This is a genomic window from Microcoleus sp. A006_D1, from assembly GCF_036702805.1.
GTDB lineage: Bacteria > Cyanobacteriota > Cyanobacteriia > Cyanobacteriales > Microcoleaceae > Microcoleus.
In genome coordinates this window covers 59,114-76,300 of the sequence record NZ_JAUBVZ010000001.1, presented here as the reverse complement: position 1 = coordinate 76,300, position 17,187 = coordinate 59,114, and the positions used below count along the sequence as shown (strand labels likewise).

Here is a 17,187-nt window from a genome sequence, read left to right as displayed (position 1 = left end):
TCCCCCTTTTTAAGGGGGATTTAGGGGGATCTCCGAGGACTAAACAGTTTTAATTGAACCGTGTTCAGCTAAAGCCAATAGCTAAATTCCGAAGTATTTAATTGAATTAAATTAAAAAAACTCAGGAGAAAACATCGTGGCACAGCCAAAGAAACGAGCAGAAAAAGCAACAGAAGAACGCGATAATTCGGGCGATTTGCCTCAAGAAATCACTGAATCTTACGGCACTGGCGTCATCACTCAACCGGGATTGAGCGAAGACGACATCACAACCCTGGATGACAGCAGTTCGGAATACGGTTCTACCAGTTCCCAAATCAGCGGCGACGATGGCGAGGTTGCTGCGGCGGAACAAGAAAGTGCCACTGGCGAGGAATTGGTGGGGGGAAGCGCTCCAACTCCCGACCAAGATATGGTTGATGAACTCGGAGCTGCGGCGGGCATAGAAATGGCCGACGGAGCTATTTTGCACACCGCAGATATGCTCGATCGCCGAGATGAAGATCGGTGGGAATTAGACCCTAGTTCTGCGGAAGATCATCAGGAACAGCCGGATTTATAGGTTTATTTGTTAGAGTTTTGGAGTAATTTTTTAGTCTTAAGTTGACACGAATAATTAGCGGCCTCCAAGTTTGGAACCGGAGACCGCCATTTCTCGCAATTTTTGTCTAATTGGCAGTTCGATCGCAAATTCGGTACCTTGGCCGGGTGTCGAACAACACTGCAAACTTCCACCGTGCTTTTCTGTGACAATGTGCCAGCTAATTGACAACCCGATTCCCGTACCTTTGCCGATCGGCTTTGTCGTAAAAAACGGGTCAAAAATACGATCGCACAATTCCTCACTGATTCCCAGCCCGCTGTCAGAAATTCTAATAATTGCCGTGTTGACGTTGCTGACTTTCGTACAAATCCGAATCTGGTAGGGATTTGCTTGAATTTCCTCGAAAGTTTTTTGACTGCTGGATTCTTCGATCGCATCGATCGCATTAGCTAAAATATTCATAAATACCTGATTAATCTCCCCGCCGCAGCACTCTACATTTTTCAAATCGGGAGCGTACTCTTTAATCACCTCAATCGCGGGACGGTTCGCCTTAAATTTCAGCCGATTTTGCAAAATCATCAGCGTGCTGTCAATACCTTCATGAATATTAGTCGGCTGCATTTCCCGCCCTTCTTGCCGCGAAAAATACCGCAGAGACAGAATTATATCGCGAATGCGATCGCCACCTACCCGCATCGAGTCTAGCATTTTCAGTAAATCTTCCTTGATAAATTCTAAATCCACCGCTTCTGCTGTTGATGTTATTTCCGGTGCGGGATCGGGATAGTGCTGTTGATAAAGATTGAGCACCTTGAGCAGATCTTCAGCATAATCGCGAACATAATTGAGATTACCGCAGATAAAATTCACCGGATTGTTAATTTCGTGAGCAATTCCCGCCACCATTTGCCCCAAAGCCGACATTTTTTCGCTTTGAATTAACATCGATTGAGCCTGCTGGAGATCGTGTAGAGACTTCTGCAAATTCTCCTGTATTTGCTGCCTCTGGTTCACCTCTTCCTGTAGCTGCTGGTTGGCTTGAGAAAGTTGAACAGTGCGCCATTCTACCCGTTTTTCCAACTCAGCAGCCAGTTGTTCCAGGTTAATTTGAGCTTGTTTGCGATCGACAATTTCCTGCTGCATCTGGACATTTTGCTCCTGAAGTTTTTGAGTCAACTTGCGGATGCTCAAATGCGCCTTAGCGCGAGCTAAAACTTCTTCATTTTGAATCGGCTTAGTAACATAATCAACAGCCCCCAAACTAAAGCCTTTCACCTTATCTTCCGTCTCATCCAGCGCCGTCATAAAAATCACCGGAATTTCTTTGGTCAAATCGCCAGCCTTCAAAAGCCTGCAAGTTTCAAACCCATCAATTCCCGGCATCAATACGTCCAGCAAAATCAAATCCGGCGGCGAGTATTCAGCTTTTTTGATAGCGCTCTCGCCCGTCCGCGCCACCAACACTTTAAACCCCGATGCCGTCAAAAAATCAAACAGCACTGCCAAATTATTTGGGTTATCATCGACGATCAAGATAACGCTCTCTTCCCAAGGTAAAATGCTCATATTTTCACTGATTCCTGTATTGTTCTACGAATTCTAGAATCTTTTCTTCTTCAAAATTTTTAGCTAATTGATTCAGATGGCTGGCGAAAGAGACATATCTTGCATCCATTATTACCAATTTTTCTGCTTGTTTTTGAATTCCTCCTAAGTCACCCATCATCGCTAATTCAAAAAGTATAGCTATTTCCTCTCCCTCTGGAGCGATTATTTCTTGATGCTGAATTTGAGATTGGTTATCGGAAACTTTAGATTCAGCATTCTCATCCAGCAACTCCTCGTAAATCCATTCTAACTCCAAATGGACTTGTAAGCAATTTAAAAGTTCCTCAGCCCGGATCGGTTTTGGCAGAAAAGCATTGCATCCTGCTGCTAAACTTCCCTGCTTTTCCGTTTCCATAATGCTAGCAGAAGTGCCGATGGCCACCACATTTTGCAATTGGGGCAACTTGCGAATTTGTCGCATCGCTTCAAATCCGTCCATCACCGGCATCACCAAATCAATCAAGATACAATCCGGTTGAAATTCCTGGGCTTTATTCAAACAATCTTGACCATCAACAGCCTCAATTATTTCAAAACCTAACGGTTGCAGCAGATGAATTAAAACCGAGCGATTTTCCCGCATATCGTCCGCCACCAAAAGTTTTTTCTTAGTACCCTTGAAACCTTTGATAAATTTTTCGGAATACTTTTTATTTGTCTGTGGGCTGTCAACTGCTAGCAACTCCAACTCAAACCAGAAAATGCTACCTCTGCCTAAAGTGCTTTCTACTTGTAATTCGCTGCCCATAATCTCCACTAATTGGTGGCTAATCGCTAATCCCAAGCCTGTTCCTTCAGTATGGCGGCGGGTATTCCCCACCTGTTCAAAAGGTGCAAATATCTTTGGCAATTCATCAGCAGCGATACCGATTCCTGTATCTTCAACTTGAAACCGAATCCTCACGTTCGTAGTAAGGACTTCAGTCCGGGTTCCATCCCTGGCACAATCCACTGCGGAAACCTTAAAAGTAACCCCACCTCTTTCAGTAAACTTCACAGCATTGCCAATTAAATTAATCAAAATTTGGCGCAACTTCTTTTCATCAGCCAAGATTGCAGTGGGGAGAGACGAAAGATATTCGCAATTAAAAGCTATGTTTTTTTGACCAGCCCGGATGCTACAAATGGCAGTTATGCCTTGCATGAAATCGGGAAAATCAAACTCTGTCGGCACGAGTTCCATTCTCCTAGCCTCGATTTTAGAAAGGTCTAAAATATCCTCGATTAAAGCGAGCAAGTGTTCGCCGCAGCGGTGAATAACGCGAATTCCATCCTGTTGTTGCGAGGTCAAATGCTTGTCGCGCTTAAAGATTTGAGCGTAACCTAAAATGCCGTTGAGGGGGGTTCGCAATTCGTGGCTCATGTTAGCTAAAAATTCACTTTTGGCGCGACTGGCATCTCGGGCGGCGGCTTCGGCTTTTTGGCGTTCTTGAATTTCTTCGGAAAGGAGTGTATTTTTTTCGTGTAATTCTTGGGTGCGCTCTTTAACTTTTGCTTCTAGGGTAAAGTTGTATTCTGCTAATTGTTGGTTGGCAGTTGCTAAGTTAGCGTAAAGGCGGGCATTTTCCAGGGCGATCGCAGCTTGGGAAGAAAGCAGCTTCAAAACTTCCAATCGTTGGGGCGTAAAAGCACCCGTTATCAAATTGTTTTCCAAATAAAGGATCGCGGTTAATTTGCCTTGATAGACGATCGCCACGCATAACACCGATTTGGGCTGGTGTGTGGCGATGTAGGGGTCAGTGTTGAAAATAGCCTCGTTGCGGGCATCGTGCAGGACAATATCTTCGTGAGTGCGATCGACAAAATTGATTAGCGATCGCGGATACGCACAATCCAAGCCCGCGCCGGAGAGCACCCGCACATCGCCGTCCACCTCTCCCGCAGCTTCAATGACAAATTCACCGTTTTTAGGCGCAATCAGACAACCAGTTTGAGCACCCGCATTTTCCAGCACAATCTGCATCAATTTTTGCAGCAAAGCATCGAGGACAATTTCGCCAGAAATAGCCAGAGATGCTTTGATCACAGTAGCGAAATCCAAAGCTTTGTGACTCTCAGTAACAGTTGCAGAAGTTACAGTCAGAGTCGGGCTGCTACTTGTTAAAATATCGCTTTCTGGCATCCGTACAATTAACTGCGGATAGCGTTCTTCCAAATCAGCAACCTTAGCATTCGCACCCCAGCGGATATACCCGTAGTAAGCATCCGTCATGTAAACCTTAGCCACCTTTTCCCGGCCCGCCAACAGGTAAAACTCAGCGGCTAATTCATTAGCCAAAGCCTCTTCCTGAATGTATCCCTGTTCGCGGGAATGTTGGATTGCGCGATCGTAATAATCGATCGCCCGGTCTTTATCTCCCAACACCCGCGCTTTTTCAGCCTCAACCAACTCATATTTGTGCTGATAATTCATTGGTGCATGGTGCGCCCATTTCTGCATTCTTTCCTGATTTGCTGCTACCTGCATCAAGTGTTTTTCTTGTTCTGCACTGTCAGCAGTTGGATACACAGCAAGCAGTGCCAGCGAATAGTAAAAATTGTGCGTACCGATCATCATGAAGCCAATTGCTGCTTGTGCATATTCGGCAGCTAAAGATGCGCTAGTAACTGATTCTTCGGGCTTTTTAAATAAGTAAGCAAGCAGCATTTTAGCAAAATAAACATTAAAAGTTGACATACGATTATTAGTTATTTGCAGCCGAGGCAACATTTCTTCTTCATTAAATTGATCGCCTATCAATTGAGATTTATTTGCGGATATTCCTCGCAAATTTAAAACAAGCTGCCCCCAAATGCCCAGCAATACCAGCGAAACTTCTTGTTTTAGATTCTGTCCCAAATTGAAGTATTGAACTTGTTTTTCGGCTACGTTTTCTAGCGGTTCTCCGATCAAAAATGGATAAGAACAACTGTTGAAAGCAGAATAACTACTAAATTCTAAGTCTCCAGTTTCGAGGCCGCTTTGAATGCTCTCTATTAAGGGTGCAATTGTCTCCCGGCCGTGTTCTCTCCAGTGCCGGATAAAACTGTTAAACATAGTGTAAACTTTGGATTTAAGTTGTTTAGCATTGAATTGGTCTAATAGCTTCAAAGCTAGTTGTCCAGAATGATATCCAGCGTCTATCTCTCCTAATATCCCAATCAGCAGCAAGCCGTACCAACTATAGCCAATTGCCCCAAGTGCTGAATGACCGCGTTCAATAGAAAAATCAACCATTGTGAATACGATCGGCGGCAAGAGTTCTGGTTTTGCCACAAAAGCAGGAGTAAGAATAACCGAGAGTATCCGCATTGCTGCCAACTGATAGGCATCAGTCATTACCGGAATGTTTTCTATTTCCTCAAGCTGAGGTAACTTAATTCCAGCCAAACCCTCTGGCGGGATTTCTGATAGGGAAAATCCCAATATTTCCAAAGCTTTTAAACCAGTATCGATGGCTTTTGGCATCTGGTTTTGAGATATATAAGACTGGATTTGCAGTTCGTAAACCTTAACTTTGTCGAGCAGGTTTGTAGCTTGTTGTAACACGATATCTGCTAATTCTTGCGATCGCCCAAAGTTAGTATTGAGATATTCCGCCTCCGCTGCTTCTACGTGCAGGTTAAGCGTCAAGTCATAATCAGTCTCCCAACTAGACCCCATACTAACAGGGGACTGAGGGGAGTTAATGAGTTTTAAACCGACATTCAAATATCTGACAGCCGCTTCGTAAGCATTGGATGCTTTAGCTTTTTTACCAGCAATCAGATTCAGTTTTGCCAGTTCATATTTTTCGGCTTTTTCAGCGATTAATTCAACACCGAAATTCAGTTGATTGACAATATCAAAGACATTTTCTTCAATCTCCGAAGCGGGAGTATTATTGAGCAGCAGTTGACCGATTTTGACGTGCGTTGCTTGTTTCTCGCCATCGGGAATCAAAGAATAAGCTGCTTGCTGCACTCTATCGTGCAAAAACTTGTAACTAACCTTGACATCTTGCAGCCCGGACAGCCCCGTTTCCGAACCCTCAAAAACCAGGGGAATTTTGTAATCGTTGCTCAGCGGCAAAACTAGACCTGCCTGAAGAGCATCCCAGAGACTTAATGCTGTTTCTTTCTGAGATTGTTCGCTGACAATTGCCAGGACTTCTAAATTAAACTGGTTGCCAATACAGGCAGCCAATTGTAATGCTGACTGCGCCGAAACAGGCAACTTCCGAATATTTCTAGCGATTAACTCTACGACATTGCAGTCAGTAATCCCAATGGCTTGGATGTGGCCGAGATCCCACTGCCACGCACAGGATGGAAAATCGTAAACTAACAAATTTTCTTGATAAAGAGTTCTGAGTAACTGAGTTAAAAAGAAGGGATTTCCTTGGGTTTTGTTGAAAAGTAGCTCTGCTAAAAGTTTGACTTTTTCTGAAATTGTGCTGGTTAAAGTTTCGGATATTAACAGTTCAACATGACTCAATTCTAATGGAGCGAGAACAATATTGCTGATTTTTTCGGGAAGTCCTACTCCAGCTTTTTGGATATTTTCGATAGTTTGAATCAGCGGATGGGTGGCGCTGACTTCGTTATCTCGATAGGCTCCAATTAGCAGCAAATATTTGCTTTCTAAATCCGTCACTAGCAGTTCAATTAATTTCAGCGATGCCGAATCTGCCCACTGTAAATCGTCGAGAAAAAGCACCAGCGGGTGTTCCTTGGCGGTAAACACGCTAATGAATTGTTTAAACACCAAATTAAATCGGTTTTGCGATTCTGTCGGCCCTAATTGTGGGACTTCTGGCTGTTTTCCAATAATTAGTTCGACTTCGGGAATCACGTCTGTGACAACTTTCCCGCTGCTTCCCAAAGTGGCTAGCAATTTATCTTTCCAAGTCTGGATAGATGCTGCGCTTTCTGTTAGTAACTGCCGAATTAATGACTGGAATGCTTGAATCAGGGAAGCGTAGGGAATGTTGCGCTTGAATTGGTCAAATTTACCGGAGATGAAATAGCCGCGCTGCCGAACTATGGGTTTTTGAACTTCATTTACTAAGCAGGATTTGCCGATGCCGGAGTAACCGGAAACCAGGATCATTTCGACTCCGCCTGTTTTGCTGGTTAAGGAGGGTGAAGAAATTTCTTGAAGTCCCCCCTTAGCAAGGGGGGGTTGGGGGGGTTCTACGCCGCTAATTCGGTTAAATGCTGCCAGTAAAGCGGCGACTTCGGTTTCTCTACCGTAGAGTTTTTGGGGGATGAGGAGTTGACCGGCTCGATCGGCATTTCCGGCAGTAAAATCAGATATATTACCAGTAGCTTGTAGTTGTGCGAGACAAGTTTCGAGGTCAAACCTCAGCCCATCAGCGCTTTGATACCTGTCTTCCGCCGTCTTAGCCAACAACTTCATCACGATAGCAGAGATTGCTTCGGGAATTTCGGGCTGCAAACTGCGGGGCGCGGGGGCGATTTTAGCGATGTGACAGTGAACTAATTCTAAAGGGTCGATCGCACTAAATGGCAATTCACCAGTCAGCATCTCGTAAAAAGTGACACCTAACGAGTAAAAATCGCTGCGATAGTCGATCGCCCGATTCATTCTACCAGTTTGTTCCGGCGAAATATAAGCTAACGTACCTTCCAGCAAATTGGGATAGCTGGAAGTTGCGTTTTCTCGAACCAATCGCGACGAGATGCTGAAGTCTGTAATTTTAACCTGATAGGTTTCTGGATTGATGATGATATTGTGCGGTTTTATATCTTTGTGAATTATTTGATTTTGATGAATCTTACCCAAACTTTGCGCTAGCTGCACGGCAATTTCGAGAAATTGTGTTAAGTTGATTTTTGTTGATGTTAAAAAACTAGATAAAGCCAAGCCACCAAAGTCTTCTAATGTCAGCGATACACCATTTTGATGAGTTTCGATGCGGTAGCAATTGACAATATATTCGAGATTTCTCAAATTTTTGCGGATTTTATACTCGTGTCTCAAGCGGGTAATCTCTTCCAGAGTTGGATACTCGCTTTTTAGGGTTTTGACGATGACTGGCAGGTTGTGTTTTTGCCAGATTCCCCGATAAATTACAGTATTGACACCAGAGTAAATTTGTTCGGTGATTTGATAGCCTGTTAGGGAAATCATAGTTTAAGAAAGTTGAATTTAAAGGGTTTGTAGCAAATTTGCAAAAGTTGTGCTGTGGGCGGAAGTCGATCGCCTGTGTTGAAGGAGTGATCGATCGGGCGATCGGCCAAACTCGTGAGATATACCCAACCTTAGTCTAAAGCCCACAGCTTTGTCATTAGCTATTTAGCTTAATCTTTAAGTCGATCGCACTTGCGTAATATTGCGTAGATATAATGTGCTAGATTTGACTCGGCGGTTGAAACCGCGTCTACACAAACAAAACCCGCCTCCGCGGGTTGAAAAACGGGCGGTTGAAACCGCCGTCTTATCTTCTTATCTTCTTCCTTCTTCCTTCTTCCTTCTTCCTTCTTCCTTCTTCCTTCTTCCTTCTCAATCATTGCGGGTTAAACCCTGAAGGCTAACTTGCAAAATCGACAAACCCAAAATCAGCAAAAACAACACCAGCCCGATCGTACAAGCATAACCAATTTCCAAATCCTTAAAAGCCCGTTCATAAAGATAATAAACAACTGTCTTAGAACTATTGCGAGGCCCGCCCTGAGTCATAATATAAACTTCTTCAAAAACCTTAGTAGCAGAAATAGCCGAAATCACCGCCACCAAAACCAAATAAGGCTTCATCAGCGGCACAGTAATATCCCAATGTTTCCGCAAACCTTCCGAACCATCAATCGCAGCCGCCTCATAAAGTTCTGCCGGAATAGATTGCAGCCCTGCCAAATAAATTACCATGTAATAACCCAATCCTTTCCAGATAGTAACTGCCATGACGCTAAACAGTGCCACCTTCGGATTAGCCAGCCAAGAAACCGGAGGTAAACCCAACAATTCTCCCAACTGATTCAGCAATCCAGTCTCAGCAAACAGCCACTTCCAAGCAATCCCAGCGACAACCATCGAAATCACCGCAGGCGTGTAATATGCTGCGCGGAACCAGTTCATCCCCCGCAGCTTTTGATTGCACAAAATTGCCATTCCCAACGGTATAACAACCAATACAGGCACAACACAGGTGAGATACAGCAGCGTATTGGTCAAAGTTTGCCAAAATGTGCGATCGCTCCACAACCGCTCAAAATTCTTCAACCCCACCCACTGCGGCGCTTGCGTCAAGTCATATTCGTAACTGGTAAAACTCAAATAAAAAGCCTGCAAAGCCGGCCACAAAACAGTCAAACTCAAAATAAATAAAGCCGGAAACAAAAACAAATAAGGCGTCGAATAGCGGCGAACAAAACTAAAAGACATAATAATTAGTAATTGGTAATTGGTAATTAGTCCTCCGGGTGCTCTTCGGCGCACCTTACCCTACTCAAAAACTCGCATTTGTAGGGTGCTCTTCGGCGCACCGGCGCTGAGTCCTTGAAAACATTTCTTGTCCCCCCCTTATTAAGGGGGGTTAGGGGGGATCTAGACTTCGACGCCTACAAACAATTGTTATTTAACGCCAGAGAACAAACCCTGCCAATCTCCGGGAGGACTACCATTTTCCCCCTCTTTCACCTCAAATGTCACCTTAGAAGCTTGCGGTTGTTCCAAGGCTTGCACGCACAACTCAGCAATATCTTCCCGACTAACTTTACCCCGAATATTGTCTCCTTGCTCGAATATCAAAGCTTTGCCGCCCGCTTCTTCGGTCAAAGCACAAGGTCTGACAACAGTATAAGGTATGCCGCTCGATCGCACGCAATCCTCCCCTTTCAACTTCCAAGTCAAAATTCCCCCCAACATATCATTCATCCTGACAGCCGGCGGTTCATCTTCCAAAATAAGTCCAGGGCGGCCCGGGCGAGTAACTCCAGCCGAACTCACCATCACAAATCGCGGCAAAGTCTGCCCACCATCAGCTTTCACAGATTCTAATTCCAGTTGAAAAACACCCGGTGTAAATTTCGGATTTAGCGCGCCATCATATTCAAACTTGCTCAGCATTAACTGAAAAGAATAAATACTGCTGGCATCAAATTTCGAGCCTTCTTTCACAGTTTTCGCGCGGAATACGGGAATCAACTTATCGAAGGGAACTGCGATCGTAATCCAGGTATTGTAAACAGTATCAAAAGAATAGCAATAGCCAATACCATCCCATTTAGCCTCGCTACGCACGATCAACTTGTAGCGCTTACCGTCCCCTTTGACGCGCAGTTGGAGGCCGCTAAATCCTGTGAGATTGAGCGGAGAATCGAAGTTGCGAGTCCGCACGGAAGCAAAGCCACCGGAGTTTGCGGTGGAAACATTGCCTGTGAATATAGCTGTATTGTCCGTAAGTGCGATCGAACTTTCGCTAGTCCCGCCCATCACAACATCATCGAGGGCACCCCAAGTTTCTTTTAAATCTTGGCTGGGTTTTGTGAAATCAAAAATGAATTTTTCGCCTGCTTTAATTAGCTGGCTGCGAACAGCTTGCACTAAATTATTCAAGCCTTTGTATTCCACTATTTCGGGAACATCCACAACTTCCGGCATATAAAACTTGATGCCTTGATAGTATTTTTCCCTGGTTGGGGTGTCTCCTTCTACTGGTTGAACTTTCGTGCCGGTGCAACAGATAACTGCTTCTACGCCCTCGGTTACTAAGGGCGTTAGCGTCTCGGCGACAGTGATATCTCCCTCGACTAATTCAACATTTTTGCCCAGAATTTCCGTTGCTCTTTTGGTATCTCTAACAAGACAGCGGACTTGATATCCCCGCTGTTGCAGCCGCTTGACAACTCGCTTCCCCACACCACCGGTGGCACCAGCTACTAATATTAGTTTGGGTTTGTCTTTTTTAATGTTGCTGCTGCTTCCGAACAATTGTTGCAGCCAGCTAATGCTGCCAATGAAGGGAATGACGCCGAAATAAGCCAAGGTTTTGACAAATCTGCCGGCATCCCATTGGGCGGTTTTTTTTTCAGTCACAGTTGGTTCCTCAGAGTTGGCTTAAATCTATTTACTATTCAATACGCTTAGGTTCACACTATTTATTCCCCGGAGATCCCCCTAAATCCCCCGAAAGCAAGGGGGACTTTGATGGAGTTCTTGTCCCCCCCTTTTTAAGGGGGGCTAGGGGGGATCTGGCTTAACTGAACCGTATTGACTTACTATTTAGCTGCTTTTGTATTTTAATCGAATTTTCGATTTTTGAATTTGAGCGATGAACGGACTTTTTTTCACTTGACAATGGGTTTGAGATGAGTTTGGCTCAAGGGAATTTCAATAATCAACTTTGTTCCCTCTCCGGGGGCGGAAATGCAGCTCAATTTGCCGCCGTGTTGTTCCACCACAATTTCGTGACAAATCGCCAAACCTATTCCCGCACCTTTTCCCACTGCTTTTGTGCTAAAAAACGGCTCAAATATTTTTTGGCGAACTGTTTCTTCCATCCCCCAACCGTTGTCCTCGATCCGAATTGCTACGGCTTTTTCTCCCGGACAAACTTCTGTCACAATCCGAATTTGTCCGCTCTTGGCTGGCTCTGCTTCGGCTCCGGAGTGCAGCGATAAGTTTTTGTGGAGAAAGGCATCTTCTAGAGCATCAATTGCATTTGTCAGTACATTCATAAATACTTGGTTGATTTGAACTGCGTAACACTCAACCAATGGCAGAGAGCCGTATTCTTTGATGAGATGAATTACCGGGCGATTCCCTACGGGATAGCTTTGCTTCACGGGCTTCGGTTTGAGTCGGTTGCTCAAAATCAGCAAAGCGCTGTCCAATCCGTCATGAATGTCAACTGGTTTAATCTCTGCTTCGTCAATTCTAGAGAAGTTTCGCAGCGACTGAACTATTTCGCGGATGCGGTTAGCTCCTACTTTCATTGAACCTAGCAACTTCGGTAAATCTTCAACTAGAAACTCTAATTCTGCTGCTTCTGTTTCTGCTTGAATTTCTGGCAAAGGCGACGGATAGTGCTGCTCATAAAGCTGCAATAAATTGATGAGTTTTTCACTGTATTCGTTGGCATAGCTCAGATTTCCGTAGATGAAGTTAATCGGGTTAGTGACTTCATAGGCTACCGCCGCCACCAACTGTCCCAAACTTGACATTCTTTCGCTTTGCACCAATTGAGTTTGCGTCCGCTGAAGCTCGGACATAGCTGTTTTTAAATGAGCAGCTTTTTCCCGTTCTCTGGCGACTGATGCTTCTAGTGCTGTATTTAATTTTTCGAGTTTTTCGGCTTGGCGCAGCACGATATTAATCATGGCTTTTTTCAGTTCCAATGCAGCCTCTATTTCGCATTGTTTCCAAGGCAACGATTTACACCTCACATTTTCTTTCCACAGCTCGAAGGATTTCCGAGGAGACAGTCTCTGGCTGCCATCTTCATCTATTTCAACTGGTTTGTTGGGGTTTCCCGCCCAATTTACGGTCTTAATGACTTCCGGGCGAAACCACAAAACATATATTTGTTGAGTCGGCGATATTGCGATTGCCAAACACCCGCTGGCCGTGTCTTTAAATTCCTCAGCTTCTGGAAAAAACTTGGTCAAAGAGTCTGTATAAAATATTTCTTTGTTTAAGTGTTTTTGCACCCACTTAGTTAAGTATTTGAGCGATTCTCCGCGAGGTGTTTGCCCGACTCGATAGCAATTGTCTCCAAATACTATTGCTGCGCCTTGGGCGTTGACTGCTTCCAGCAAATTATGCTGGCATTTCACTAACACTTCTGACAAGTTTTCGGAGGTTGATATGTCTTCAAAAATCTTGGTTTGAATTGATTTTAAGTGTAGCTTGTAGTCGTAGTCTTCGTTTCCTTCTTTGGATTGCAGTTCTAAGGACATTACTTGCCCGATAAATTCGCAGGCTGCGCGCACTTCATAGTTGAGGTATTTTGGTGTATAGTTGTGGCAAGCAATCAATCCCCACAGTTTTTGATCTTTTATTAACGAGATTGACATCGAAGCTGCAACGCCCATATTTTGCAGGTATTCTAGGTGAATGGGAGAAACGCTTCTCAACACGCTGAAACTGAGGTCTACGGGCTGGTTGGTAATAGCATTGTTTGCTGAAACGAGGGGGACTGGTTGATAATTAATATCTGGTACTAACCTCAGCCAATTCAACGAATACAGTTTTCTGGCTTGTTTGGGAATATCTGTGCTGGGGTAGTTTAATCCTAAGAAAGGACTCAGGCTTTCTGCTTTGTCTTCAGCGATTATAGCGCCATTGCCTTCTGGGTCAAATTGATAGACCATAACTCTATCAAATCCAGAGATTCTCCTGACTTCTTCTACAGTCTGCTGACATAATTCCTTGAGATTTTTGGCGCTTTGAATTTGGGTGACAGTGGCTCTCACTGAATGATAAAAGCTAAAAACTGAAAGATTTTCTTGGGTGGTGGCTAATTCTAACTCTACCATCAAAACTCCTTCTCCTCGGTGGAGGATGCAGTCAAATTCTAAAGACTTGCCTGCTTTTTCGACAGACAGTTTAATGGGATTGACGGTTTTTAAGTTTTCATTCTGCAAACAGGCTTTGAGTTTTTCTAGCTGAGTGCGATCGAGTAATAAGCTTAAATCTTGACCGATCGCACTTTTGGCATCGAAGCCTAACAAATCTTGCGTATTTTCACTGACTTGCAGTATTTCTAGTTGAGGTTCTCGTACAACAAGGAGCACCCCGTGCGGCTGAATCTGCCCTGATATGTGAATGGGTTCTCTGTCGCAGTTGGTCAAGTCAACTTCTTCGAGTGCTGGGATTGTGATTTGTCGATTCATTGTCTCTGTTTTCCGCTGTAAAATTTCTCTTTGGGTTCTATCGATTTTAGCTTTGAGCTCAAATTGGCTTGTCAATAATCTCATATTGTTCGATCGCACAACGGCTTGCTCCCTTGACCGACGCTGACAAGGCATCATCCGAGAATCTGCGTGTCGAAAATGATTGAGTCGAAAATTAGCCTGCCGTTGTGTTGCTGCGACACCGGCCTCAGCCTTCTAGATATTTTTACGGACTTGGCTCTTGTATACGCTTTATACCAGATCTTAATTATTGCAGCAACTGCTACCATTATTCAAGTAGGTTTAATACTTATCCACAAATTAATATTTGTGGTAAAATTTTGCCAGCAAGAAAAAGGCGAGAGAAATGGGTCTTCAGACTGGCCTACTGAGGAAACTATTAAGTTAAACTAAGGGTGACAAGATGTGAAAGTCAAGTCACGTTAAGCTCTTTGAGTATATCCAACAGGCCCGACAATTAGACAGATGCTCGACTTCAATACTGTTAATGAGTTTTCGCATAGCTACTGCATAGCTATCTGTGCCTTTTTAGTTCCGGCAAACTTGCTGACTACTTTGCAGACAGGGATTTTGACCGGACTAAACCGACCTCGAATGCAAGTTTGGGCGTCTGCGGTTGTGGCCGGGCTTTGGGCTACAGCAATGATCTTTCACGTTTTTACCTGGTTCGCGATCGGGGTAGTAATGCCTCCGACATACATCTTGCTAGCTATGGGAATCATTTGTCTGACAATCAATGTCTGGGCAGTGGGACATCCTGACAGCATGATGCAATTAATTGGAGTTGCGATATCAGCTTTTAGGGGATTTGTGAGAAGAAGGAAGGAAGTTCGGCAACGGATGCAAGTAACGGATTTAACGGATGTTAGAAAGTTCGGCAGCGGATGCAAGTAACGGATTTAACGGATGTTAGAAAGTTCGGCAGCGGATGCAAGTAACGGATTTAACGGATGTTAGGAAGTTCGGCAGCGGATGCAAGTAACGGATTTAACGGATGTTAGGAAGTTCGGCAGCGGATGCAAGTAACGGATTTAACGGATGTTATGGAGTAAGGTTTTAGTGATTTAGGAGAGAAGTTGGTAGCGAAAAATGTGAAAAATGTCAGGGAGAATATTAGTTTTAACTAAAGTTTTCCCTGGTTTCAAATATTAGTTATGAGTCGTGATTTTATCATGCTTATTCCGGTTCGCGATCGCGACAATCTTCTGCTTCTGGGCCGCCCGGATGGATCGTGCAGTTGAGCAGGTTGCCACCATCGCTTCTACCGTAATAGTAGCGACATCCGTTGCAAATTGCGGGACGGGCGATCGCCCTTTGGTAAACCGGATAATCCGCAGCCGCCAGCAGGGAAAAGTCGCGCTGAGTCTGCACAGTGCCGATAATAGCGCCTGAGAGTTCGACAGCTTGGCGGATGTTTTCGATCCTGCTGTAAGGCGGCAGGTAAATGTCAATATAAAGGCGCACGCCCAAGCCTTCCTGCTCGTGGCGGGTAATAGTGCCTCCCAGCAAACCGACGCGCTCGGCAATAGCGGACAAAAATTCGGCCAGCGATGTGCAGTAACCGGAGAAAACGTGAATGTGTTCGTCGGTAGTAGCTCTCACAGTCAGGCGAGTGGGAATCAGCACTCTCAGGTAAGCGTCGAGTTCGTCAAAAACAGGTGCGGCGACGCACAGCAATTGGTTTGCGTCTTCGTGGTTGAGCCCAAAACCTTTAGAAACCTTGGACACGAGGGCTGCTAAAATATCAAAAACTGCGGTTAACAGCGATTGCAGCCTGTTATCAATGGCGATCGGACATTCTCTGAGCAGTTTTAAATAATCCTCCAAGCGATGGGCTATGCGCTGAATGCTGCTAAATCCGAGCATAGCAGCTCCCCCTTTAATCGAGTGCGAGGCTCGGATCAGTTGGTGTATCCTTTGAGGAGCTTGCACGGTGTTTTGCAAGCCCTGCAAGCCTTGTTCGATGATTTGGATGTGTTCTGCGGCTTCTTCGAGAAAGTAGCCGATAATGCGCTGTAGTTGTTCTGGGAGCATAACTTTTTTCTCCGAAAGGCACCCTAGTAGTAGAAAGCAGAAAGCAGAAAGTAAAAATGCTGATATTTTTTAATTTTGAGTCAATATTTAACTGACTGGTGGTATCACAGCGGCGTTACATACGGCATACCGCTCGCTGTGCGAGCGAAAAGCGCTCGACTCGGAAAATCATGATACGGATGCCAGTGCAAACCATATTATTTCTACTTGATATCTATCCTGCCTCACGATAACGGCGGTGGCAAATACCGAACCGCAGAGGCTTGTTAAACTATCTATGATGCCAAATATAGTGCCAAAAAGGGCGATCGCTTGTGCAAACTCGCAAGAGATTGTCATTAAAATTCTCCAAAACAAAATCTAGGGTAGGCAAGATGCCTACCCTAGAAGACTTATAGTGCGAGGGAGCGAATTAGTATTGCCAGAGCGCGATCGATATAACAACAACGGCTATATCGCTCGAATTTTCCTATGGAGCGACTGTGGCACCGACTTTGGCGGCGATCGCGGCTAAAGCGTTGCGGTTGGCTTGCAGCAGCGCGTTATTTTTCTGCACCATGCTGCCGCTTAATTCTGGGGGAGCGGGCAGTTTAACGCCTAATTTTTCAGCGATCGCACGGACAATTTGTCGATTTCCCAACAATAATTTGTGGTTTTCTGCGGCTAAGTCACCACCACCTGCTGGGCCTGCTACGCTGGGTACAGTTGCGCCTACTTTTGTAGCGATACTGGTAAAAGTAGCTCTGTTTTGTAAGATTAGCTGTTGGTTAACTTGCAAAGGATTGCTACCAGAGGGATCTCCATCCTTGCTAACTGCTGCGCCTACTTTAGCAGCAATATTCTTAGCTGTTTGACCATTTTTTAATAGCAAATCTCGATTTTGCTGGATGAGAGCTTGTTCGTTAGCTTGAGCAATAATTGTACTGTTAACAGTAGGAGGTTGAACTAATTCACCAACGCCGCCAAATAATCCAGATGCCAATAAACTAGCACTTAAACCAACAATTAATTTAGACATTTTTTCCTGCCTCGATATGTTTTTTACACACGCATATGTTTTACTGCGTCATCTACCAAAAGAAACATATCAAGACTTTTTTTAGCAGTTTGTCACAAATATTACATTTTGTGACGACTTATGCAAAAAGTGCAACATCCCA

11 protein-coding genes are annotated in these 17,187 nt (G+C 44.6%); 2 read left to right on the top strand and 9 right to left on the bottom strand.

What is annotated here, in order from left to right:
- The first annotated feature begins 136 nt into the window (after positions 1-136).
- Positions 137-562 (top strand): DUF6335 family protein, encoded by a 426-nt coding sequence (locus tag QUB68_RS00285; RefSeq protein WP_332988276.1) that lies wholly within the window; start codon positions 137-139, stop codon positions 560-562.
- A 54-nt stretch (positions 563-616) separates the two neighbouring features.
- Here QUB68_RS00285 and QUB68_RS00280 read toward each other — a convergent pair whose 3' ends face one another.
- From QUB68_RS00280 to QUB68_RS00255, 6 genes are all read right to left on the bottom strand, one after another.
- Positions 617-2,113: a hybrid sensor histidine kinase/response regulator gene (locus QUB68_RS00280; protein WP_332988275.1), complete on the bottom strand. Its 1,497-nt coding sequence runs from the start codon at positions 2,111-2,113 to the stop codon at positions 617-619.
- Between the two features lie 4 nt (positions 2,114-2,117).
- The gene (locus QUB68_RS00275) at positions 2,118-8,270 is read right to left on the bottom strand and encodes a hybrid sensor histidine kinase/response regulator (RefSeq protein WP_332988274.1); all 6,153 of its coding nucleotides are present in this window, start codon (positions 8,268-8,270) and stop codon (positions 2,118-2,120) included.
- A 170-nt stretch (positions 8,271-8,440) separates the two neighbouring features.
- Entirely contained in the window at positions 8,441-8,650 is a 210-nt protein-coding gene (locus tag QUB68_RS00270; protein WP_332988272.1) for a hypothetical protein, read from the bottom strand.
- Positions 8,643-9,521, bottom strand: coding sequence for a carbohydrate ABC transporter permease (locus QUB68_RS00265; RefSeq protein WP_332988269.1), 879 nt, complete (start codon positions 9,519-9,521; stop codon positions 8,643-8,645). Before QUB68_RS00265 ends, QUB68_RS00270 begins: the two co-directional genes overlap by 8 nt.
- A 189-nt stretch (positions 9,522-9,710) precedes the next feature.
- Complete coding sequence (locus QUB68_RS00260) at positions 9,711-11,174, bottom strand: CIA30 family protein (protein WP_332988267.1); 1,464 nt, start codon at positions 11,172-11,174, stop codon at positions 9,711-9,713.
- A 251-nt stretch (positions 11,175-11,425) separates the two neighbouring features.
- Positions 11,426-13,972, bottom strand: coding sequence for an ATP-binding protein (locus QUB68_RS00255; protein ID WP_332988265.1), 2,547 nt, complete (start codon positions 13,970-13,972; stop codon positions 11,426-11,428).
- 486 nt (positions 13,973-14,458) lie between these two features.
- Between QUB68_RS00255 and QUB68_RS00250 the strand changes: the two genes are divergently transcribed.
- Positions 14,459-14,887 (top strand): hypothetical protein, encoded by a 429-nt coding sequence (locus QUB68_RS00250; protein ID WP_332988263.1) that lies wholly within the window; start codon positions 14,459-14,461, stop codon positions 14,885-14,887.
- A 282-nt stretch (positions 14,888-15,169) separates the two neighbouring features.
- Here QUB68_RS00250 and QUB68_RS00245 read toward each other — a convergent pair whose 3' ends face one another.
- The 3 genes from QUB68_RS00245 to QUB68_RS00235 form a co-directional block, all read right to left on the bottom strand.
- Positions 15,170-16,027, bottom strand: a complete 858-nt coding sequence (locus QUB68_RS00245; protein ID WP_332988261.1) for an Hpt domain-containing protein — start codon at positions 16,025-16,027, stop codon at positions 15,170-15,172.
- Between the two features lie 168 nt (positions 16,028-16,195).
- Positions 16,196-16,366, bottom strand: coding sequence for a hypothetical protein (locus tag QUB68_RS00240; protein ID WP_332988259.1), 171 nt, complete (start codon positions 16,364-16,366; stop codon positions 16,196-16,198).
- A gap of 130 nt (positions 16,367-16,496) precedes the next feature.
- Positions 16,497-17,045 carry a hypothetical protein gene (locus QUB68_RS00235; protein ID WP_332988257.1) on the bottom strand — a complete coding sequence of 183 codons (549 nt, stop codon included), beginning with the start codon at positions 17,043-17,045 and terminating at the stop codon, positions 16,497-16,499.
- Positions 17,046-17,187 lie beyond the last annotated feature (142 nt).